Origin of the sequence: Enterococcus sp. S22(2020) (genome assembly GCF_020295385.1) — a bacterium.
In the GTDB taxonomy this organism is placed as follows: Bacteria; Bacillota; Bacilli; order Lactobacillales; family Enterococcaceae; genus Enterococcus_L; species Enterococcus_L dunnyi.
The window spans coordinates 283,728-305,485 of the sequence record NZ_JACFUD010000002.1; the positions used below are offsets into that span (position 1 = coordinate 283,728).

The window sequence follows — 21,758 nt, forward strand, 5'->3', positions numbered from 1 at the left end:
CTGAATATTTAAAATAGGAGGAAAAAAGGAAAGTGAATAAGAAAATAACATTCCTGATTTTAGCCTGTGTCTTCTTGATCGTTGGATGTAGTAAAAAAGAAACAACTACTTTGAATAAATCAGATCGAGCAGTTGTTTGGCAAAAAACACAGGAAAAAAGTTTTGGAAAATTCGAGTATCTTGATATAAGCGAAAAAGAAGCACAAGAACGAATGAAAGAAAAGTTTGCAGTAACGCTTCCAGAATTTTATACATCAGCATTGCCGATTCTAGAAGAAACCTTGCAAACGACAGAAAATAGTAAAGAAAAACCAGTTTATTCTGTAGTAGCTAAAGGGAATACGTTGACAATGCATGGTACGTATTCATACAAGAATAAGCAAGATGGAAAATACTATTCATATGCAACTGTTGAAATAATTTATGAGTTTGATCCTGAAAAAAAATTGGTATGGTTGAGTTCGCAAGATATCATGATTTTCAATTATCCTGGCGAAGGCAAGGTTTATCTTAATGAACCTAAAGAAGCTCTTGAAAAATTGGCAGCATTGACCAAGTTAGAGGATCTTAAAGAAAAAATCGATACCTTCAATAAGAATATAGACAAACCGACAGAGGAAATAGCTGGTAAAAAAGTAAAAGTCGAAAATTCCTTGAAACAAGCAAAAGAAGATAACACTGTGGCTAGAAATATCGGGATGGATTTTGACAGCAATGGAACCTTAAGTGTGATTCGAGTTTTTGTGAAGGATTATACTGAAAAGTAGTCTGTAAATATGATTTTTTTGTGAAAAAACAAAGTAGAAATATTGTTTTACGATTCCTCATATTTCTGTCAGATTTCAAATTAATAACAAATAAAAATGTTCCTTTTTTATATGCATGAGATGTGTTAAAAAAAGTAGCGCTCAAAAGGAATGGTTTCTTTATTATCTGAGAGACCATTCCTTTTTTCGATCATCCTTTTGTTTAAGAGTGAAAACGTTGATAAATAAAACGTTTTTGATGTGCTGAGAGTTGTTCAGACAATTGCAAATAGACAAAATGATTGTCTTTTTTGATAATCTCTGATAATTTGATTTATTTTTTTTGTGAGTATTTAGCTGAATGTTAAAATGATAAAAAAACAACAATTTAGACTGTTATTATATTTCATTTTTTTCAATGGTATTATTTGTGAAAAATAGTAATGGAAAAATAAGAATAAAGCCTCAATTCGGTTTGTTTGTTTGGGAGTTATCTGATAAAATAGAGAAAGGTAGGTAGAATTTTTATGGGTAAAATAGCGAATAGCCTAATTATTTATAAGAGGAGAATAGACATGAAATATTCAAGTATTATGTTTAGTTAGTAGAGCTATGAGGAGAATAAGTGAAGAGCGCACATATGATTTGAATCAAAAGTGAATTTGGTTATTTTTATAAAATTGAAAACTACCGTACTGTCGTTATATTACATATATAGACAACCACATAATTTACTTAGACGTTTGACTTTAGAAAATAAAAATAATCAAAAGAATAGTCCCAATTTTTAGGAGGAAGTGAGCATATGCTAAAGATTTTTGGTAAAGGTAAAAAAAGAAAAAAATATGAAGATTACGATGAATATGATGACGAAGATTACGATGATGAAGATTATGATGATGATGACTATGATGATGACGAAGATTACGATGATGATGACTACGATGACGACGAAGATTATGACGATGATGATGACGACTACGATGATGATGAAGATTATGATGATGACGACTACGATGACGACGAAGATTATGACGATGATGACGACGACTACGATGATGATGAAGATTATGACGATGATGACTACGATGACGATGAAGATTATGATGATGACGAAGATGAACCACGTTCATTATTCTCTTTAAAGAAGAAAAAAGCAGCACCAGTGGCATCAGCGCCTAGAAAAGCTAAGCCAACGAAAAAAAGACCACCTGTTAATGAAGTGATCGACGATGAAGAGTTGGAAGAGCTTCAAGAAGAAAATCTGCAGCTTCAAAATGAGCTTCGTGAATTGAAAGCTGAGTTGCGTAAGAGTAAGAGAGAAAATACGCAATTACAAAGTGAAGTTGAATCTGCTCAGCAAGTAAATGAGTCATTAGAAAATGAATTATCAATGGTTCAAGCTGTGCCGAAAGATTACGATGCGCGTATGGCTGAATTGGAGCAAGTAAAAAGTAAATACAACAGCTTGTTACGTGAAAGCAACCGCCAAATTGATGAGAATGACCTAAATCGTAAAAAGGCAGAGCGTTTTGCAAATAAAGTTCGTCAGTATGAGCAAGAATTATTAGCGAAACAAGAAGAAATCGATAAGCTTTCAGAAGATCGGATCGTGATCATGGCTTCTGATACACCAACTGATTCAGCTACCTATGAAGAGCTAGCGAAAGTTCGTCAGGAACTGGAAGCGACGAAACGTCAATTAGCTCAAAAAACGATCGATGTTGATAACCAACTATCGAAAGAAGACATTGGCGAAGTGTTACTTGAAGCGAAAAAACAAGCCAAAGAAATTATTAATCAGGCAAATCAAAGAGCACAAATGATCAATGAAGAAACTAAGCGAAAAGCTGGAGTTCTAAAACGTTTGGAACGTGCAGAGCAAGAATACCAAAACTACTACAAACGTATTAAAGATGTGAAGGAAGAATCTGAGCAAGCCTTCAATCAAATCATCAATTTAGTAAAAGAAGATCCATACCAATAAGAAAAGAGAGGACACAAAATGAAAAAAAGAAATCTAAACAGTAAAAAAATGCGCGTGTTAAGTGTTGGGTTGCTTACTTCAACTGCTGTCCTTTCTGTTAATGATGTTCAACCAATTGTTGCTAAAGAATCAGAAGATCATGTAACTGCAGGATCGGAAGAACAAGAAGACGTAGCAATTTTATCTTCAACGAGTGAATATGAACCAACAGAAAGTACAGTAGAAGGAATCGCAACAAGTTCTTCTACGCAAGAAAGCAGCAGTGAGTCAACGGACGAAACTGTAGAAGAAAGTACAACAGATGAGTCGAGTTCAACACAAGAGACAACGGATTCTACAAGTACAACAGATTCATCGACAAGTGATTCAACTTCGAGTAGCGATAGCTCAACATCAAGTACAGGTTCGACTTCAAGTACTAGTTCAAGCACAGGTACAACAAGCTCAACTACAACTCCGTCGAAACCAAAGCCAAAACCAAAACCGCAGCCAAGTAAACCAAAACCGGCTCCGAAACCAAGTACGCCAGCACCAACACCTGTGCAGCCGCAGCAGCCGATCCAAGGACCGCAGCAGCCAATTACTACGCCGCCAACGAATAATGTTTCAATAGGCAGTACAACGTCAGGTGCAAGTCCAGCTGGATCAGATCAGGTATTCCATATTAGTCCTAATTTGACAACTAAGAGTTTTGTCGAAGTGATCGGTGAGGATGCTCGTCAGATTGCTGGTGAAAACAATGTGTATGCCTCAGTCATGATCGCACAGGCCATTTTGGAAAGTGCATCTGGGAACAGTGCATTGGCTTCAGCTCCGAATTATAACTTATTTGGGATCAAAGGTAGTTATAAAGGGCAAAGTGCAAACTTTCTGACAAGTGAAGATGACGGTTCTGGTAGTATGTTTACGATTCGTTCAGACTTCAGAAAGTACCCATCGTACAAAGAATCATTAGAAGATTACGTGAAGCTTATCAGGGGCGGCACTGATTTTAATAACTCTTTTTATAGTGGTACTTGGAAAACGAATACGAAATCGTATAAAGACGCAACCAAATTTCTGACAGGTCGTTATGCAACAGATACAAGCTATAATGCAAAACTAAATGGTTTGATCGATGCGTATAATCTGACCCAATACGATACATTAAAAGATAACAAGAAAACGAAAAAAGCGAAGAAGATTTCATTAAATACTTCTTTTGATAAATTGGAAAAACAAAATGATAAAGCTGATCAAAATATCGAGTACATAACGCATATCGTAGAAAAAGGAGAGTCTCTGAAGTCAATCAGTGAACTTTACAATATTTCTACCTTAGCGATCCTTGATAAAAATCAATTGGATCGACGTATGTTGTTTATCGGCCAAAAGTTAAGTATTCCAAAACAAGAAGAAAAAACAACTGTTGTAGTCAAAGAGGATGCTGTAGACCGTTCATTAGATATGGTACAAAAGTTATCTACTGCTTTTGCAGGTAAAGAGACGACACGATCATCAGAGAAACAAGTAGCCAAATCAACGAAAACAACGACTACTAAAGAGACAACAACAAAAGAAACTGCTAAAAAAGAAAAAAATACAACAAAAGAAACAACAGATACTTCAGCGAAAAAAGATGCGAAAGATTATCAAGTAAGTGCAACACGTAAGAAGACGAAAGAAACCTATGAAGTGAAAAAAGGAGACACATTAGCAAGTATCTCTAAAAAAACAGGTGTTTCTGTCTGGTCATTAAAAGAGTGGAATGACCTAGATCAATACTTCTTGACGGAAGGACAACAACTTATTTTGACCCCTATCTATGATCTTCAATCGTAAAAATTAAGAAAGGAGAATGGCTCAATGAATGATTTTTTTGATGTTTTTTTCCATCAACAGGCAATCCCATTCACTACTGGGACCGTTCTCTATCAAAAAGATAGTACGGAAGAAATAGTTGATGCATGTGAAGCGTTTTATGAAGACCGCACAGGAGAATTATTTACTTTTCGAGAAAATGACGAAATTTCTCGAAAAGTTCTTTCTCTGCCGCTTAAAAAGCATGTGGAGATCCAATTTTTTCAAGCAGAATTGAATTGGGATGTTTTATTAGAAGAGCTGGAAGAACTATTCCCGCAGTTTGTTTGGACAAAACTCGTAGAAGAAGTTGAGGGTGCATTTAGTACATATTATTGTGAATTTATTCCGGTATCTTTAGAAACACAAGAGGAAGATCCTTTATCATTCAGTGTATCGACTAGTTTAAAGCAGATGGGCTTTACCAAAAGTCAGTCTGTCAGCAGTATTTTAGAGGCAAAGTTTCTTTCTATTTTTCAAGAAGAAGAAGGCGAACCTATTTCGGGAGAACCCTTGAGTTTTCCAGTAGAGGTGACGATAACTGAGTCAACAAAGGAAAAAGAGGAGCGTTCATCATCTGAGGAAGAACCAATACTTGAAAGTATCGAAGACAGCGAAACATTTTTTGATATAGCTCCTGTGGAAGAAACGGATTCGTCGGTTCCTGTTCGTTCTGATGAAAGTGAAGTTTTATATCTAAAAGAAAGTCTGAAACGAGAAAAAGCGTCAAAGGAACGCGTGCGGGTAGCAAAAGAAAAATTGGAGTACGAGCTGCTCGCCATAGAAAACAGTTTACTCGTTAGTGGATTAAAACGATTTAAAAAGCATCAAAAGTCATCGATCGATGAAGAAGACTGGTATAAACCGGTTCGTATCGATTTGATTCAATACGACGACCTTTATAAAAAGGCGAAATTTATTGAGCAGTCTTGGCGTTTGAATCGTCAACTAGTAACGATCACCGAAAAAATGACAGTGACGAAAGACCAATGGATCTATGAGCGTGCTCGAATCGAGAAGATCAAAAATAGTGTCTCTGAAATGGATCTACAATCTATGATGGAGCAATGCCACTTGATCAACGAACGAGTAAAAATCAGACCTGGATTTTTATTTTTTAAACCGAGAGTAAAATTATATCAAATTGATTATGAACAACTAGAAAAAATCAGTGCTTTTTTTGATATTATCCAAACTGAGAACCGTTTATTAGAATCTGTCATTGAACAAAAAGAATTCGAAGCATAAAGAACCTGACTTTTAAATACCGTTTATTAAGAATTAGAGACCTCGACAAAACTATTTTTAGTTTTGTCGAGGTCTTTTTGAGTGATAAATAAACACGTCTCCCGATTAAAAAATGAAAAAAGCATCAAAAAAGAGCTGGAATTAAAGAGGAAATTTTGTAATATTTCCAAATTTTTGTAATATAAGCCAATAATTTGAAAAGAAAAACGATAAAATTTCAGAAAAAATCATGATCATTTTCATTATAAAACTGAATCAAAAACCCAGTACGAACAGGTGTTTTTCTCCGTTTTTTTTACAAACTGTTACGCAAAGCCAATACTCGTAACGAATTGTCATTGCTTTTTCACCTATGAAATATTTTTAGATGTTAAAGTATGCAAAGTCGATAAACAAACGACAAAATATTTTTCACAAAGGAGAAACAACATGAAATCACTTAAAACGATTTTATTAGCAACAACTTTGACTGCAGGATTTGGCTTTTTTATGGGAACGACTGACGCACACGCTGATAGCTTATATAAAGTAAAAACAGGAGATACATTATCTACGATCTCTCAACAATTCAGTGGTGACAATAGCTTAATTGATTTGATTGCAAAAGATAATAAAATTACAAACATAAATATGATTTTTGAAGGAGAAGAATTGGTGATCCGTACAGCTGAAGAAGCTAGCAAAGATGCAACGCCAGTTCAAGCAGAAGTAGCACCAGTACAAGAAGCAGCTGTGCAAGCTGAGCAAGCAGCACCAGCTCAAGAAGCAGCGACAGCACCAGCAACGACTTCTTCTGCGAAAGAATGGATCGCACAAAAAGAATCAAGTGGTTCGTATGCTGCGACAAACGGTAGATATATCGGTAGATATCAATTAGATGCTTCATATTTAAATGGTGATTATTCCGAAGCAAACCAAGAACGAGTTGCTGACAGCTATGTTGCTGGACGTTATGGTTCATGGGAAGCAGCACAAGCTTTCTGGATGGCTAACGGCTGGTATTAAGCGGATCAAAGCTAAAGTATAGAAAAAGGGAACAGAATTAGTTCATTCATTGAGAATAACAGAGCTTACTTCTATTCCAACTATATATCAAGATTTAAGGTGTAAAACGAAGGTATAAAGATACTTTTGTTTTACCCTTTTTTTGTACAGAGAAGTTTATAAGCGACTTTTTTTATAGTTATCAGTATAATTTAATTAGATTGAGTTCCTCCTTTTCCGATAAAAGTCATTTGATTATGAATGAGAGGATGTAGTAAAATGCCAAAATTTTATAAAAATGTAAAGACAGGTGCTGTGATCACAGCGGAAGAATATCAAGAAAAGATCATGAACAATATGACTGAAACCAGCTCAGATTTAGGTACAATGGGGATGGGTTCTTACAGTAATTTTGTGAATGACGTATTTGAAGGAGAATTGGATAATTATAGTGAGTATGTTCCTTATGATCCAGAAGAAGAAAAGGAATAAAAAGTTGAAATCGGGAAAGGAGAGGACTTATGAAAAAACAAACTCTTTTCAATAGTGTATTTAGATTGATTCGTTTCATTTTTATTGTGATTAGCGGTAGTTTGATCTATCAAGTATTGTTTTCTGAAATTTTAACAAAAAAGATCCATATTTTTGCGTATATTCTTTTATGGCTATTCAGTTCCTATTTGATTTTGCCTTTTATCAATAAGTTGATGACAGGACGTTACCTACCAGATTACTTTATCGGTCGTTCGCAGACGAGTGATGGGTTATTAGGGGATCCGATCAATCTGGCCTTTATTGGAAGTAAAGCGGAATTAGAGCAATTATTTATGAACAGCGGCTGGACTATTGCCGAAAAATTATCATTACGATCGAGCATAAAAATGATCATTGCAAGTGTGTTAGCAAAGTCTTACCCAAGCGCACCTGTCAGTTCTTTATTTTTATTTGGTAAACGGCAGGATATTGCATTTGAAAAGCAAATCGAAAATAATCCGCGTAGAAGGCATCATGTACGTTTTTGGCAAACACCAGAAAACTGGTATTTACCTGGAGGTAGACAAGCGGATTGGTTAGGTGCTGCAACGTATGATAAAAAAGTGGGCTTTTCTTTTTTTACTGGACAGGTCACTCATAAAATAAACTCAGATGTCGATAAGGAACGTGATTTTGTCTTGGAGACGTTTGAAGAATCGAAACAACCTGTTTCGATTGAACTTGTCGAACATTTCACCACAAGCTATCATGGAAGAAATGGCGGTGGTGATGAAATATTCACAGATGGTGCATTACCTTTTATCAAAATGAAATAGTGGTGACAGAGGCGGACTTTTTTCTAAGTTCCACTTCTATCACCACTGTTTTTTTAGGCTTCCTGTTTAGTAAAGTTCATTTCATAAGCTTTTTTGGTAAATGAGATGACCCCAGATAATAAGAACAGGCTAATGATCGTTCCTTCTCTAACAAAAATCGGCAAATGATAAAATAGAGAGATCGCTAGAGAGATGGAGACGGATATAATATCGACGCCATATCTAAATCTAGAGAATGGGGCACCTGACATCTCAGATAGACGAATACAGACACTTTCGATTGGAAATGGCAGAATATTTAAAGAAATGACCATTCCTGTAGCGGAACCAGCAATCACAGTTCCAAGCACAAAGACTAATAGCTTCAAGAAATAATTGTCAAGCTGTAGTCCTCCGAAAACAGTGTAAGAAAAGAAATTGATGATATTTCCCAAACATAAAATGGAAACAAACATTAAAGCATATTTCAAAGGTTCCTTCTTTTTAGCTAATAAAATATACGCTAGTAAAAATAGACTGTTGAATAAAAATGTGACCGTTCCAACTTTGATATCGCTGATAGAAGATACAGCTACATTAAGTGAATTGAAACTGCTGACCCCGATATCTGCTTTTAAAGTCAAGCTGATCCCAACGCCGCTAAGTGCATAAAATAAAATAGATGCTATAATTTTTTTCATGATACGCCTCCAATAATTATTGAACTTTATAATAGTAATTTAATCGATAATGCTTCATAATAATAGGAGATATCTCACATTTTTAGGAGGACTTATGAAAATATATCCGTTACATGACTTAAAAAAATTGACCAAAGAAACTTCTCAAATCATCTTCGAAAAATTTCCAGAGCAAAGCTTAAAAGCAGCGAGTCTTTTTGTCTATGAGAAGAATGACTATATCGTTCGTTTTGATAAACCTGTTGAGCATCTTTTTTTTATGATCGAAGGGCGAGCAAAAATCTACAAGATCCACGAAAATGGGAAACGTTCATTACTTCAATTTTTGACAACAGGTGATTTTATTGGAGAGCTGTCTCTGTTAGAAGTGGAGGATCAAGTCAAAGACGTTCAAACGATCGATCGCTGTATTTGTTTAGCGTTACCGTATCGTAAAGTCAAACAAGAGCTGTTGGATGATAATCACTTTCTGAAAACGATCGCTAAATACTTGGGGAAAAAGGTTTTATTACGGGTGGAACATTTTTCGAATAATCAAAACTATGAATTGAAGCATCGTTTGGCAGCGTACATGCTGCAAACGGAAGTGGCAGGGAATTATCAGGAAAAACATACAGAGACGGCTGAATTTTTAGGGGTCAGCTATCGTCATTTAATCTATACCTTCAATGAGTTTCAACAATTAGGTTTGATAAAAAAACAAGGAAAAGGATATGAGTTAAACATTGCTGGATTAAAAGATTTAGCACTGAATTTACATATTTGATCCACTGAATAATATATAGATTATAAAAATATATGATTTGAAAGTATATTATTCGCATTTATTTGCAATTTGATTTATTCTTTTAGTGACTGAATAGTAAAGGAGATGGATAGCTGGCTACGGGATGGACGCAGGGATGAGAACTTCATAAAGAGTATTACCAGGTATGAAAAACATTAAAAGAGGTGGAAAGTTTGAAAAAGGTGTTTAGAAAAAATGTAAACGTTTTATCGGTACTTGTTCTTATTGCTTCTAGTTTGGTGTTATCTTTATCAGGAATTGCTTCAACAAAGGTTGTACAAGCGGCAGAATCTCCAAAATATCGTAATGTCATGTATTATGGTGATTGGTCGATTTGGGGAGGCGAAGAGAATTTTTATCCCAAAGACATTCCAGCAGATCAATTGACTCATTTGAACTTTGCGTTTTTAGATTTTGATGGAAATGGGAATTTGAAATTTACCGATAAGGATGCTGCTGTTGGAGCGCCAGTTGGTCAAGATGGCGTGCAGTGGAATAGTGCAAGCTCGGGAATTTTGAATGCTATACAAGATGTTCGTGCAAAAAATCCGAACTTAAAAATCGGTGTATCGATTGGCGGTTGGTCTAAATCAGGAGACTTTTCTGATGTAGCAGCAAATCCAACGATTCGTGCAAATTTTGTAAATAATATTGCCAAATTTATCAAATATACGAATATGGACTTTGTTGATTTGGACTGGGAATATCCTGCTTCAGTTCGTGAACCAGATAAAGTAGATAATACAAATGATGAGGGAACACCTCATGCGAAACCGGCAGACAAGCAAAACTTCATCACATTACTACAAGAAATTCGTACAGCGATCGATAAACAAGGAAAAGACTTAGGAAAAACCTATGAATTATCCGTTGCTTTACCAGCTGCTCAAAATACGCTAAAAAATGGGGTTGATGTAGCGCAATTATTCAATGTAGTCGATTTTGCGAATGTAATGACGTATGATATGAATGGTGCTTGGACGCCAAATAGTGCCCATCATACTGCTTTATACGGCAATCCGGCTGATCCTAATTATGCTAGTGGTTTTTCTGTAGACCAAACAGTAAAATATCTTCAGGCAAATGGTGCTCTTTCAAGCAAAATCGTCATCGGAGCAGCCTTTTATACACGCGGCTGGAATAAAGTGGCAGCAGGAACTGATACACAGCATCCTGGATTGTTCCAAGCAGCAGAAAAAAATAATAAAGATGCCGATTTATCACCGACGTATGGGGCAAATAATAAAAACCCATTAAAATCTGGTGACGGTGGACGCGCTGGTGGTGTTTGGCCATATCGAAACATTGCTGATTTGAAAGTCAAATCTCCAGACCTGAAAGAATACTGGGATGATGTCGCTAAAGCGCCTTATATGTATAGCCAAACAACAGGAGAGTTTTATACTTACGATAATACTCGTTCTATTGGCTATAAAGCTGAATATGTTAAAAATAACCAGCTGGGCGGTGTGATTTCATGGATGCAATCACAAGATAAAACAACTGATACAACAAAACGTGATGAGCTGACAAAAGCAATCAAGGCAGGATTATTTGGCGCAACAGCGTTACCTGCAAACAAAACAGTTTATGCTGATTTGAATGTGAAAGCAACGATTGCTCCATATAGTGAAAATGGTGTTGGTTACGAAATAACGATCAAAAATAATGAAAGCGCAGGAGAAACAGGCGATGTGTTAACTGCTGTGGAAGCGGCATTCGAAACAGTAAAATTACCTAAACTGTATATTCCAGTCAATGCAGCAGAGACTTTGACTGCTGGCGACTATAAAGCTGGTACAGTGACAACTACTAATGGTTTTGTAGTCGTGGATCTATCTTCTGTTTATGATGCGCAGCAAATACCGCAAGGTGCCAGCTACACATTCCGATTAAAATCAAGTGCAGCAGCAACTGATGTAAATCGCATCAGCAGTATTGAATTATCTCAACGAATTGCTAAAAATGGTGCTGAATTAAGTCGTCAAACAATCTATGGCGGCGGTATAGTGATTCCGGATCCATCAGATACGACACCGCCAACTGTTCCGGGAAATCTTACAGCTGGAACGATCACAGAGACAGCCGCAACATTGACATGGACAGCATCAACAGATAATGTGAAATTGGCAGGATATAAAATTTATCGTGATGGTGTATTAGTCGGAACAGTTTCTGGTACAACGTATACTGATACAACATTAAAAGCAAATACAACTTATTCATATACAGTGAAAGCCTACGATGCTGCTGGAAACCTTTCAGCAGATAGTAATGCAGTTAGTGTGAAAACCAAAGAAAGTACGACTCCTCCAGTATCAAATGCCTGGGATGCATCAAAAGCCTACAATGGTGGAGAAATCGTGACGTATCAAGGAAAGACCTACAAAGCAAAATGGTGGACACAAGGAAACGTTCCGGGAACAGAAGAATGGGGACCTTGGGAATTGATTGGATAAAATAAAAAGCATGCTAAAACTGATTGCTAGTTTTAGCATGCTTTTTTATGGTTGTTTACTCAGGTGGAGTATCTAGATACTCATGGATAAAATCGGCGTATTTTTCTACAATTTTTTGTCCTTTTTCCATCAGTACATAGATTCCCGGATCGATCATATTTGTAATATAATCTTTAGAAAACTCTTTTTTTATTTTGGTGATAGCTTGCTTTTTGTCTGAACAGCTTGTTAAGCCGTTTTCCTCCAGCACATCATTTAGTTGAGTTAGTGACCAAAATTCAAGAACAGAAGGCTCATTCAAAATATCTAGATAATCCGAAAATAGTAATTTGTTGGTTGCCTCTACAGGATCGATCCCAAATTCCATTTCAAAAAAATCTGGAAAATCGGTAAACGTAGAATCCTTCTCATTGACCCAATCCAGTAATAAGACCTCGCCAGGCAACAACCCATCTTCATTACGGGTCATATGTTCTTTAGGAACGATCGTTACGGAACCATTTGCAATTGCCTGTAACCAAATATCCACATCCCGATCTGCAGACATTACTGGAAATTCTGGATATGTTTCATAAATGGCAGCGATTCTTGCCGCTTCTTTGTCTAAATCAATTGTTTCTTTTGGTGTTTCACGTTTAAAAAAATCAAATAAAGCCATAGATCCTCCTTAATTTAAAAGCGGAACAAATCGTCCAATCCTGTAGAAAATTAGGAAATTGCCATTGAGACGCGTTCTGTCTCACTGGTAATTTGTCTATTTTCCTAAGGATTGATTTTGTGCAGCTAGATAACATTTAAAAGTGGAACAGGCTCGTCAAGATCTGACAGAAAAATAGGAAAAATCGATTGAGACGCTTTTTGTCTCACTCTATTTTTATCTTTTTTCCGAAGAGCTAGCCTGTGCAGCTAGATAACATAACTGATCAACACTTTTCTTTCGCAAGAAAGTCTTGCAAGGTTCGTATCGTTTTTCACTGATACAAGCTAGCATACCGCCGAACCAGATAATCCAAGTAAAACATCAAAGGGTAGTTTCCGATCCGTACATAGTTTGTTGTGGTCACATTAACAGATAAATCAAATAAATAGGTCAATGTATTTTGTGTATGTTGTGTTAAGAGGATCGATTTTGCTGGGCTGTCACTGATTTTTCTCATAAGATCACTGCTTTTATTTAGCAAAGAGCCATAAGAAGAAATCACGATCACCACAGAAGTTTCTTTTAAGTCCGCGACAAGTGACTGCTGTGTTTCTTCTGTTTCGCCTACAAAGACCAGCTTTTGACTAAGTAAAAACGAAGTTTGTAATTCTTTGGCTAACTCTAGCGTTGAGCTATAGCCGATCAGCACAACTTCTTCAGCCTGTTGAATATCTTCTAAAATGTGATCGACTTCCTCGATATCTATTGTTTGAAGAACGTCATTTATTGCCGTATTGATTTCTTTTCCATAAGAAATCAGATACTCTTTAGGATCATTTTTTAGATCGATCAACTCTTGTTCTTTCATTCTTAGTCCGTTATGCTTTTTCATCATGCTCAATGAGGCTAATGAGTCACGTAATACAGCAAAATTGGCAATACCAAAATGGCGGCAAAACCGTGTCAGTGTTGCCGGTGAAACGAAGCAGCGTTCAGCGATTTCAGTGATCGTCAATGTTTGGATTTCTTTTGAATGGTTCAGTAGATAGATGATGATTCGGGCATAGGTTGTATCACGTTTATTTGTATTTAAAAAATGCAGGAAATCAAGTAGATCGAGCATCAACGAAAACTCCTTTTCTATAACTCATTTTCACGATCATGAAAATGAATCGAAATAATGAAAATAGCCAGTGCAACAAAAAAATAATAAAGTCTGTTCTCATGCTAAGATAAGTTTGTTACAACTATTATACACTAAATCAATGACCGAGAGGATGGGAACGAATGAGCGGATTTCCACAGAATTTTTTATGGGGCGGTGCGACAGCGGCCAATCAATTTGAAGGTGCATTTTTAGAAGATGGTAAAGGATGGTCAACGGCAGATACTGCTCGTTATGTAAAAGAAAATGGCATTAGTATGTCGGAGTTGTTGAAACCAACAACTAAAGCGGATGTTGAGTTTGCGATGAATGACAAAGAAGGAATTTATCCTAAAAGACATGGGATCGACTTTTATCATAAATACAAAGAAGATATCGCATTATTTGCTGAAATGGGATTTAAGACCTTTCGTTTATCGATTTCATGGCCGCGGATTTTTCCGAATGGCGATGAAGCAGAACCGAATGAAGCGGGCTTAGCATTTTATGACGCGGTTTTTGATGAATGCTTGCGTTATGGGATCGAGCCGCTTGTTACGATTTCTCACTATGAATTTCCTTTAGGTTTAGCTTTCAAGCAAAATGGCTGGGAGAGTCGTGAAACGATTGCTGATTTTGAACGTTATGCCCGTGTTTTATTTAATCGCTATAAAGATAAAGTGAAGTACTGGTTGACATTTAATGAAATCAACATTATCGGAATGACGGGTTATCTAAGTGGCGGAATCTTAGCTGGCGGACATGAAAACTTATTACAGGCTCAATATCAAGCAGCACATCATCAATTTATTGCGAGTGCTCTAGCAGTCAAAGCGTGTCATGAAATCATACCAGATGCAAAAATCGGATGTATGTTAGCAAGAATGGAAGCTTATCCTGAAACATGTAATCCTTTGGATGTCATGGAAAGTATAGATAGCGACCACAATAATCTATTTTATTCTGATGTTCAAATTCGCGGTTATTATCCAAGTTATATGAATAAATTTTTCCGTGATCATAATATTACGATCGAAAAAGAAGCAAAAGATGATGAAATCCTTAGAGAAGGAACCGTTGATTTTATGTCCTTTAGCTACTATATGAGTAGCATTGCTTCTCACGAAAATGATGGAGATACAACGGGTGGAAACTTACTAGGATCTAAGAAAAATCCTTATTTAAAAGCTAGCGATTGGGGGTGGCAGATCGATCCAGTTGGTCTGCGTGTGACATTGCATAAGCTTTATGATCGCTATCAAGTACCATTATTCATTGTAGAAAATGGGTTAGGTGCCAAAGATGTCGTTGAAGCAGATGGCAGTATCCATGATAGCTATCGTATCGATTATTTAAGAAGTCATATCGAACAGATGGAACAAGCGATCGATGAAGGCGTTGATTTGATGGGCTACACGCCATGGGGCTGTATCGATTTAGTCAGTGCCAGCACGAGTGAAATGTCTAAACGCTATGGCTTTATCTATGTTGATTTAGATGATGAAGGAAACGGATCACTTGCACGTTCAAGAAAAGATTCATTTTATTGGTATAAAAAAGTCATCGAAACAAATGGTGCAGATTTAGCTTAGTTAAACGAGACTCGAATTGATTCCATGAAAGCGTTGCAAATTCTATGAAGATGCATTATACTAGAGGCAAGAAAAAAAACTGATAATGACGAGGCAGTCATTTTATAGAGTATGTTACTGAATAATGCAGGCAGAACTCAAATTACCTAGGAATGTCCTTTCCCGGGTAATTTGAGTTTTTTTTCTGGAAAGGAGTAAGAAAGTGAAAGTAAGTCAAATTCTAAACAACAATGTTGCGATCGTAAGCAGAGGAGATAATGAGGTCATTGTTTATGCTAAAGGATTAGCGTTTCGAAAAAAAGTCGGACAAGTCATTCATGAAAACGAAATTGAAAAAACCTACGTATTGGATTCTAATGATATGCTTGAGCATTTCAGCTATTTATTAGCTCATTCGGACGCTAGTCATATTACCTTAGTGAATCAAATCATTGCTTATGGCGAAGAAAAATTAAATGAAAAGTCAAATGACTATCTAAGTTTGACCTTACTGGATCACATTGAATTTGCATTGAAGCGTGCAGCAAAAGGACAATTTATTCGCAGCCCATTGACTTGGGAAGTAAAGAAATTTTATCCGCAGCATTTTGAGATCGGAATGTATGCTCTTGATTTGATCAATGAACAATTTCAAGTGGCATTTCCAGAAGATGAAGCCGTATCGATCGCTCTTCATTTCGTTAATTTGCAGGAGGATAAGAATAATTTGGACGAAACGATTCGTTCGATGGAAAGTTTAAGAGATATTCTATCGATCATTCAATATCATTTTCAGATCAAATTAGATGAAGGCTCGATGAACTATATGAGACTAATGACTCATTTGCAATATTTTATTCAACGGCTTCTTACGAAAAGCAATCATGAAGAAAGTGACACGATTTTAAATGAACAAATCAAATCATTATATAAAGAATCGTTTGAATGTGTGCAAAAAATCAGAGTCTATGTTCAACAAAAATATGCCTGTGATCTGACGATCGATGAAGAAACCTATCTCATGCTACATATCCATCGCGTAACGCATCGGAGTCAAAGAGAGAGGAAAGAATAAAATGAACTATCAAACATTTAATGAAGACATTATCAGACTTGTAGGTGGCAAAGACAATATTCAAGCAGTCGTACATTGTATGACTCGGCTAAGATTTACATTGAAAGATCGTTCAAAGGCACAAACAGAGGAGCTAAAAGCCTTAGATGGTGTCATCGATGTTGTATCGAACAATGTCGCTTATCAAATAATCATCGGGACTCATGTCAACGAAGTACACGCTGAACTGATCAGTATGCTGGGCTTATCCCCTGTTACAGATGACGAAAAAGGCAGCGATGCTAAGAAAAATCCTTTAAAAGCTATCATGGATCTTTTATCAGAAACGATGACTCCCGTGATCGAGCCGATCATTGCATCGGGACTATTAGCCGGTTTTCTATCATTGTTTTCAATCACGGGATTGATTTCAGCAGATAGCCCGACCTATCAATTGTTAGATTCGATCCGTTCTGCAGTATTTTTCTTTTTACCGATTTTTATCGCTATGTCTTGTGCAAAACGTTTAAAAGCAAGTCCGTACTTAGCTGTGGCACTAGCTGCAGTACTTGTTTCAAGTTCGATCAATGATGTGGCAGGGTTGAGTATTTTTGGAATCAAGTTACCGCAAATGGTCTATGCGAACTCGTTCATCCCGATTATTTTAGCGGTTTGGTTTATGGGACAATTGACGGTTCTTTTAAATAAATATGTACCTAAATTTTTACAATATTTTTTAAATCCGTTATTGATCATGGTGATTTGTTTACCTGTAACGCTGTTGATTTTTGGGCCGATCGGGATTTGGATCGGTGATGGTATCGGCTGGTTCTTTGAAGTATTGCACAATACTTTCGGCAGTTGGATCGTTGTGATGTTGTACGCTGCATTACAACCATTTTTGATCATGCTGGGCGCAGGCAATTTCATGATGCCGCTTGCATTGAATTTTGTAAATAAAATGGGCTATGATCCAATTTTCTTAGCAGCAGCTACGATTTCTGATATTGCTGTTTCTGGTGCTATGTTAGGCTATTTCTTAAGAGCCAAAGATGCCAAACAAAAACAATTATTCGGTACAGTTAGTTTTAGTGCTCTTATGGGTGTTACAGAACCGGCAATTTACGGGGCCTTCATCAAGTTCAGAAGACCTTTTATCGCTGTGATGATCGGTGGTGGTTTAGGTGGTCTGTTTGCTGGACTGATGAAAGTAAAAACCTATTCGATCGTTTGGGGCTTGATGGGTCTGCCTTCATATGCGGATAATCAAGATATATCAAACCTAGTTTTTATGATCATTAGTGTCGTGATCGGTTTTGTGGGTGCTGCGATCGCTGCGTTTGTTTTAGGAATTCCGCAAGAAGACAAAGAAGCAGAGAAAGTTTCAGAGATGACCGGTGTTGTAGAGAATGGAACCAGCTTAAAGAAAGTGCCATTGGGTAGTGTAGTTGAGGGGAAAATCGTTCCTTTAGCTGAGGTCAATGACCAAGCATTTTCTACGGGAGCTTTAGGTAAAGGATTAGGGATCATTCCCGCGAATGATCAAATCGTAGCGCCAAGTGATGGCGAAATTTCAGTTGTTTTCCCAACAAAGCATGCGATCGGATTGAAAACAGAGCAAGGGATCGAAGTGTTGATCCATATTGGGATCGATACGGTGGAACTTGACGGACAATTTTTTGATACGATCGTGAAGCAAGGTGATAAAGTAAAGGCAGGCCAACAAATAGCGACAGTTGATTTTGCTGGTATCAAAGAAGCAGGTTATGATCCAACTGTGATTGTAGTCATCACAAATACAGTAGACTATTTAGATGTGATTCCGGCAGCAGAGGACAATGAATTAGAAGATGCTGCTTGTTTGACAGTAGTTCTATAGAAGCAAGATACAAGTAATGAAATGAAGATAAGGAGTTTATGAAATGAGAAGAGCTGAGTTTTTATGGGGCGGCAGTATTGCCGCTCATCAATGTGAAGGTGCGTGGGATCGAGATGGCAAAGGAATCGGCATCATGGACCTAGTGACTCAAGGAACGTATGAGGAGCCGCGTGAAATCTGTCAAACAATAGAACCAAGTAAACGATACCCATCGCATGAAGGAATCGATTTTTATCATCGATATAAAGAAGACATTGCGCTATTTGCGGAAATGGGCTTCAAGGCATTACGTATTTCGATCGATTGGTCAAGGATTTATCCAAAAGGGGATGAACAAGAACCAAATCTATTAGGGATTCAGTTTTATCAAAATGTTGTCGATGAATTATTAAAGCATGGTATTGAGCCGATTGTGACGTTGTATCATTTTGAGATGCCTGTTCATTTAGTGAGAGAATATGGCTCATGGGTCAATCCTAAAGTAGTCGATTTCTATTTGAACTATTGCCAAACGATGTTTGAAGCATTGAAAGGCAAGGTGCGTTATTGGGTGACCTTCAACGAGATGAATCATATCGATCCGCAGACAGAGGCTTCTGACATTTTTACCTATATCATTGCTGGCTTGAAGTATACAGAGATGGACAATAAAAAACAAACACTGGCAACGATCAGTTATAATATGACCTTAGCAAGTGTTAAAGCGGTTAAACTTGCTCGTATAGTTGATCCTGAAAATCAGATAGGGTGTGTTTTTGGTTTGACGCCTGCATATCCATTGAACTGTGATCCGCAAAATGTGATGAATTCATTTAAGGAAACAGATCGAGAATTTTATCAGATCGATGCAATGTGCATGGGGCGGTTTCCGGAATATAAATTAAAGGAATACCAAGCACAAGGAATCGAATTGGTTATTTCAAAAGAAGATGCGGTAGCATTTGCGGAAGGAAAGCTTGATTTTATCGGACTGAATTATTATTCTTCAAGTGTTGCGCATTACGAAGGTGATGATGAAAACGAGGAGACACTATTTGGTGGTACTCAAAATCCTTATTTAGAGCAAAGCAAATGGGGCTGGGCGATTGATCCTACTGGATTGCGGTACTTATTGAATTACATTTATCGCCGTTACGGTTTACCGATCATCATTACTGAAAATGGCTTGGGAGCAGTTGATCAGCTTGAAGCAGATGGAACGATCCAAGATGATTATCGAATCGAATATGTCCAAAAGCATTTAGAGCAAATGGAAAAAGCAATCGTAGAAGACTATGTTGACTGTTTTGGCTATTTGATGTGGGGACCGATCGATTTGGTTAGTGCGACTACTGGAGAAATGAAAAAACGTTATGGATTTATCTATGTGGATAAAAATGATGACCAAACGGGTAGTTTGGCAAGAATGAAGAAAAAATCATTTACATGGTATCAAGAAATGATTGCGGCTAAACCGAAATTTTAAGATAGAGGATGAAAAAAGACACTTTTACTGAGTAGATCAGTGGAAGTGTTTTTTTTTTGTGAAAAATAAAATAGAAAAGTGATTTAGAATACGATACCATAAAAATGACACACAAAAATAGGAAAGTAATAAAATTGCGTATTTATAAAATAGGGAGAGTGATAGTAAAACATCAATTGAATAAACAAGGTATATTGTGAGTATGGTATGGAAAGATGGAATAAATTTAATTAGGGGGAGTAATTTACTAATCTGCTAAGAAATGAAAAATGCATAAAAGAAGAAATGGTTTAACGTAGGTAGAATTTTAATATAAAAAATTTCTTGTTCTTTGTAGGAACAAGAAATGAGAATTAAATTTTGATGAATAAAAAATGTTGGTTTTATAAACAGATTTATTCATTCAACACCTAGTATTGTACTATTTAAGTATGGATACTGTCAATAGGTATTGCTGCAATTGGTTTTATAAAAATAGTCTTGATCTTTTATGTTATTAAAGAACGTTCATAATGTTATTCTGCAACTCGTATAGAATAATGAAAAAATGCATCTATTTTGTATTTTGACGATTTATGAATGAAAAATTCTCCCCTGAAAAATTGGGAATGGGTATAGATAGCTTTATAAATACTGCTAAATCAAGGTTTAGTTAATGTTTTTTCAAAGCCGTCAAATACGCCGTCACAAATTGGAAAATGAAAGAGGGATTTTAGAATGGCTAAAAGAGGGGAAAATATATATAAACGAAAAGACGGACGCTGGGAAGGAAGATATATAAAAGAACGAAACATCGATGGGAAAATCCGCTATGGATATATTTATTCTAGAAAATACGTAGATGTTAAAAAAAAGTTAATGCTTGTAAAAGCTGAAACGTTGAAATCCGATGTATTACAGATCACGTACGATGGTACATTAGGTGATTGGTTAAAACTTTGGTTAGAAACTATTGTAAAGCCTAGAGTTAAGCTGAGTACTTACAATGGCTATAAAAGCAAAGTTCAATTACACATATTGCCTCATATAGGAGCTATTCTCCTAAAAGAATTGTTGCCCACTGATATTGATCAATGGTTATTACAATTAAATAAACAACTTTCTTCGAGTTCTGTGCATGCAGTTCACAGAGTATTAAAAAATGCTCTATCTCAAGCATTGAAACAGGAATTAATAAGTAAAAATCCAACACTCATGATTGAGTTACCCAAATTAGAAAAGCAGAGAGTCAAAGCTTTTTCAAAGCAACAACAGAAAATGATTAAAGTAGCAACTATAAAAGAAGAAAAATATTTACCTATTCTTATTGCTCTAGAAACAGGAATGCGTATTGGCGAAATTAGTGCATTGAGATGGACTGATATTGATTTCTCTGAAAAGACCATTCATATTCAACGAACTTTGCAACGATTGCAAGTTGGCTTAGGAAAAACGGCTCTAATTGAAGGAACACCCAAAACCTTTCAATCAGAAAGAGTCTTACCGTTATCAAATCAACTAAAAGAATATTTAACAGAAGTAAAAAAGACATCACATAGTCCATATGTTGTTGGCATAAAAGATTCATGTACTGAACCAAGGACGATTACTTATCGTTTCAAAAAGTTACAAGAAGAGCTTAATATCACTCCATTGCCTTTCCACTCTCTGCGTCATACTTTTGCTACCCGTTGTTTAGAGTTGGGTGTAAATATCGCCACGATAAGTTCAATACTTGGGCATACCTCTACAAAAATGACCTTAGATGTTTATACGAGTTCATTTATGCAAGATGAGCGTAAAGCAATGGAAAAAATAGCAGCAATTTAATAGATAATAAATGTTGAGAACATCTTTAATTTAGATGTGTGCTCAGCATTTTTTTATGTTATACGTTATTTAATACCCGTCAGCTTAGCCGTCATAAAGTTTTTAGAACTTGAAGGACAAGCTAAAAAAACCTCTTTCTTGTTCCTACAAAAAAGA

General features: G+C 36.4%; 17 protein-coding genes. 14 read left to right on the forward strand and 3 right to left on the reverse strand.

The window, feature by feature from the left end; translation table 11 throughout:
- Positions 1-32: 32 nt before the first annotated feature.
- The 7 genes from H3T55_RS04235 to H3T55_RS04265 all read left to right on the forward strand — a co-directional run bounded on the left by H3T55_RS04235 (position 33) and on the right by H3T55_RS04265 (position 8,114).
- Positions 33-767, forward strand: coding sequence for a hypothetical protein (locus H3T55_RS04235; protein ID WP_225533484.1), 735 nt, complete (start codon positions 33-35; stop codon positions 765-767).
- A gap of 784 nt (positions 768-1,551) precedes the next feature.
- Complete coding sequence (locus tag H3T55_RS04240; protein ID WP_225533485.1) at positions 1,552-2,733, forward strand: hypothetical protein; 1,182 nt, start codon at positions 1,552-1,554, stop codon at positions 2,731-2,733.
- Positions 2,734-2,751: 18 nt separating this feature from the next.
- Complete coding sequence (locus H3T55_RS04245) at positions 2,752-4,554, forward strand: glucosaminidase domain-containing protein (protein ID WP_225533486.1); 1,803 nt, start codon at positions 2,752-2,754, stop codon at positions 4,552-4,554.
- 24 nt (positions 4,555-4,578) lie between these two features.
- The gene (locus tag H3T55_RS04250; protein WP_225533487.1) at positions 4,579-5,820 is read left to right on the forward strand and encodes a hypothetical protein; all 1,242 of its coding nucleotides are present in this window, start codon (positions 4,579-4,581) and stop codon (positions 5,818-5,820) included.
- Positions 5,821-6,249: 429 nt separating this feature from the next.
- On the forward strand, positions 6,250-6,825 hold the full coding sequence (locus tag H3T55_RS04255; RefSeq protein WP_225533488.1) for a LysM peptidoglycan-binding domain-containing protein: 576 nt from the start codon (positions 6,250-6,252) through the stop codon (positions 6,823-6,825).
- Between the two features lie 258 nt (positions 6,826-7,083).
- Positions 7,084-7,296 (forward strand): hypothetical protein, encoded by a 213-nt coding sequence (locus tag H3T55_RS04260; RefSeq protein ID WP_225533489.1) that lies wholly within the window; start codon positions 7,084-7,086, stop codon positions 7,294-7,296.
- A gap of 29 nt (positions 7,297-7,325) precedes the next feature.
- On the forward strand, positions 7,326-8,114 hold the full coding sequence (locus H3T55_RS04265) for an LssY C-terminal domain-containing protein (RefSeq protein ID WP_225533490.1): 789 nt from the start codon (positions 7,326-7,328) through the stop codon (positions 8,112-8,114).
- Between the two features lie 53 nt (positions 8,115-8,167).
- Here H3T55_RS04265 and H3T55_RS04270 read toward each other — a convergent pair whose 3' ends face one another.
- Positions 8,168-8,794, reverse strand: a complete 627-nt coding sequence (locus tag H3T55_RS04270; protein ID WP_087640803.1) for a YczE/YyaS/YitT family protein — start codon at positions 8,792-8,794, stop codon at positions 8,168-8,170.
- Positions 8,795-8,888: 94 nt separating this feature from the next.
- On the opposite strand from H3T55_RS04270, the gene yeiL reads away from it, so the two are divergent.
- Positions 8,889-9,560 carry a transcriptional regulator YeiL gene (gene yeiL / locus H3T55_RS04275; RefSeq protein WP_225533491.1) on the forward strand — a complete coding sequence of 224 codons (672 nt, stop codon included), beginning with the start codon at positions 8,889-8,891 and terminating at the stop codon, positions 9,558-9,560.
- 194 nt (positions 9,561-9,754) lie between these two features.
- Positions 9,755-12,040, forward strand: coding sequence for a glycosyl hydrolase family 18 protein (locus H3T55_RS04280; protein ID WP_225533492.1), 2,286 nt, complete (start codon positions 9,755-9,757; stop codon positions 12,038-12,040).
- A gap of 55 nt (positions 12,041-12,095) precedes the next feature.
- Here the strand turns inward: H3T55_RS04280 and H3T55_RS04285 are convergent, their stop codons facing one another.
- Together H3T55_RS04285 and H3T55_RS04290 are read right to left on the reverse strand one after the other, a co-directional pair.
- On the reverse strand, positions 12,096-12,698 hold the full coding sequence (locus H3T55_RS04285) for a hypothetical protein (protein WP_225533493.1): 603 nt from the start codon (positions 12,696-12,698) through the stop codon (positions 12,096-12,098).
- Positions 12,699-13,011: 313 nt separating this feature from the next.
- Positions 13,012-13,803, reverse strand: a complete 792-nt coding sequence (locus tag H3T55_RS04290) for a MurR/RpiR family transcriptional regulator (RefSeq protein ID WP_225533494.1) — start codon at positions 13,801-13,803, stop codon at positions 13,012-13,014.
- A 164-nt stretch (positions 13,804-13,967) separates the two neighbouring features.
- Here H3T55_RS04290 and H3T55_RS04295 point away from each other — a divergent pair, with 164 nt between their 5' ends.
- From H3T55_RS04295 to H3T55_RS04315, 5 genes are all read left to right on the forward strand, one after another.
- Positions 13,968-15,416 (forward strand): glycoside hydrolase family 1 protein, encoded by a 1,449-nt coding sequence (locus H3T55_RS04295; RefSeq protein ID WP_225533495.1) that lies wholly within the window; start codon positions 13,968-13,970, stop codon positions 15,414-15,416.
- Between the two features lie 202 nt (positions 15,417-15,618).
- Positions 15,619-16,470 carry a PRD domain-containing protein gene (locus H3T55_RS04300; RefSeq protein ID WP_225533496.1) on the forward strand — a complete coding sequence of 284 codons (852 nt, stop codon included), beginning with the start codon at positions 15,619-15,621 and terminating at the stop codon, positions 16,468-16,470.
- 1 nt (position 16,471) lies between these two features.
- Positions 16,472-18,328: a beta-glucoside-specific PTS transporter subunit IIABC gene (locus H3T55_RS04305; RefSeq protein ID WP_225533497.1), complete on the forward strand. Its 1,857-nt coding sequence runs from the start codon at positions 16,472-16,474 to the stop codon at positions 18,326-18,328.
- A 43-nt stretch (positions 18,329-18,371) separates the two neighbouring features.
- Positions 18,372-19,793, forward strand: a complete 1,422-nt coding sequence (locus tag H3T55_RS04310) for a family 1 glycosylhydrolase (protein ID WP_225533498.1) — start codon at positions 18,372-18,374, stop codon at positions 19,791-19,793.
- 717 nt (positions 19,794-20,510) lie between these two features.
- Entirely contained in the window at positions 20,511-21,602 is a 1,092-nt protein-coding gene (locus H3T55_RS04315) for a tyrosine-type recombinase/integrase (protein ID WP_225533499.1), read from the forward strand.
- Positions 21,603-21,758: the final 156 nt, after the last annotated feature.

Bases quoted from the DNA above. Each gene is read 5' to 3' on its own strand.
- H3T55_RS04240 (WP_225533485.1), top strand. From the start codon at position 1,552: ATGCTAAAGATTTTTGGTAAAGGTAAAAAAAGAAAAAAATATGAAGAT.
- H3T55_RS04245 (WP_225533486.1), top strand. From the start codon at position 2,752: ATGAAAAAAAGAAATCTAAACAGTAAAAAAATGCGCGTGTTAAGTGTT.
- H3T55_RS04250 (WP_225533487.1), top strand. From the start codon at position 4,579: ATGAATGATTTTTTTGATGTTTTTTTCCATCAACAGGCAATCCCATTC.
- H3T55_RS04255 (WP_225533488.1), top strand. From the start codon at position 6,250: ATGAAATCACTTAAAACGATTTTATTAGCAACAACTTTGACTGCAGGA.
- H3T55_RS04260 (WP_225533489.1), top strand. From the start codon at position 7,084: ATGCCAAAATTTTATAAAAATGTAAAGACAGGTGCTGTGATCACAGCG.
- H3T55_RS04265 (WP_225533490.1), top strand. From the start codon at position 7,326: ATGAAAAAACAAACTCTTTTCAATAGTGTATTTAGATTGATTCGTTTC.
- H3T55_RS04270 (WP_087640803.1), bottom strand. From the start codon at position 8,794: ATGAAAAAAATTATAGCATCTATTTTATTTTATGCACTTAGCGGCGTT.
- yeiL (WP_225533491.1), top strand. From the start codon at position 8,889: ATGAAAATATATCCGTTACATGACTTAAAAAAATTGACCAAAGAAACT.
- H3T55_RS04285 (WP_225533493.1), bottom strand. From the start codon at position 12,698: ATGGCTTTATTTGATTTTTTTAAACGTGAAACACCAAAAGAAACAATT.
- H3T55_RS04290 (WP_225533494.1), bottom strand. From the start codon at position 13,803: ATGCTCGATCTACTTGATTTCCTGCATTTTTTAAATACAAATAAACGT.
- H3T55_RS04295 (WP_225533495.1), top strand. From the start codon at position 13,968: ATGAGCGGATTTCCACAGAATTTTTTATGGGGCGGTGCGACAGCGGCC.
- H3T55_RS04305 (WP_225533497.1), top strand. From the start codon at position 16,472: ATGAACTATCAAACATTTAATGAAGACATTATCAGACTTGTAGGTGGC.
- H3T55_RS04310 (WP_225533498.1), top strand. From the start codon at position 18,372: ATGAGAAGAGCTGAGTTTTTATGGGGCGGCAGTATTGCCGCTCATCAA.
- H3T55_RS04315 (WP_225533499.1), top strand. From the start codon at position 20,511: ATGGCTAAAAGAGGGGAAAATATATATAAACGAAAAGACGGACGCTGG.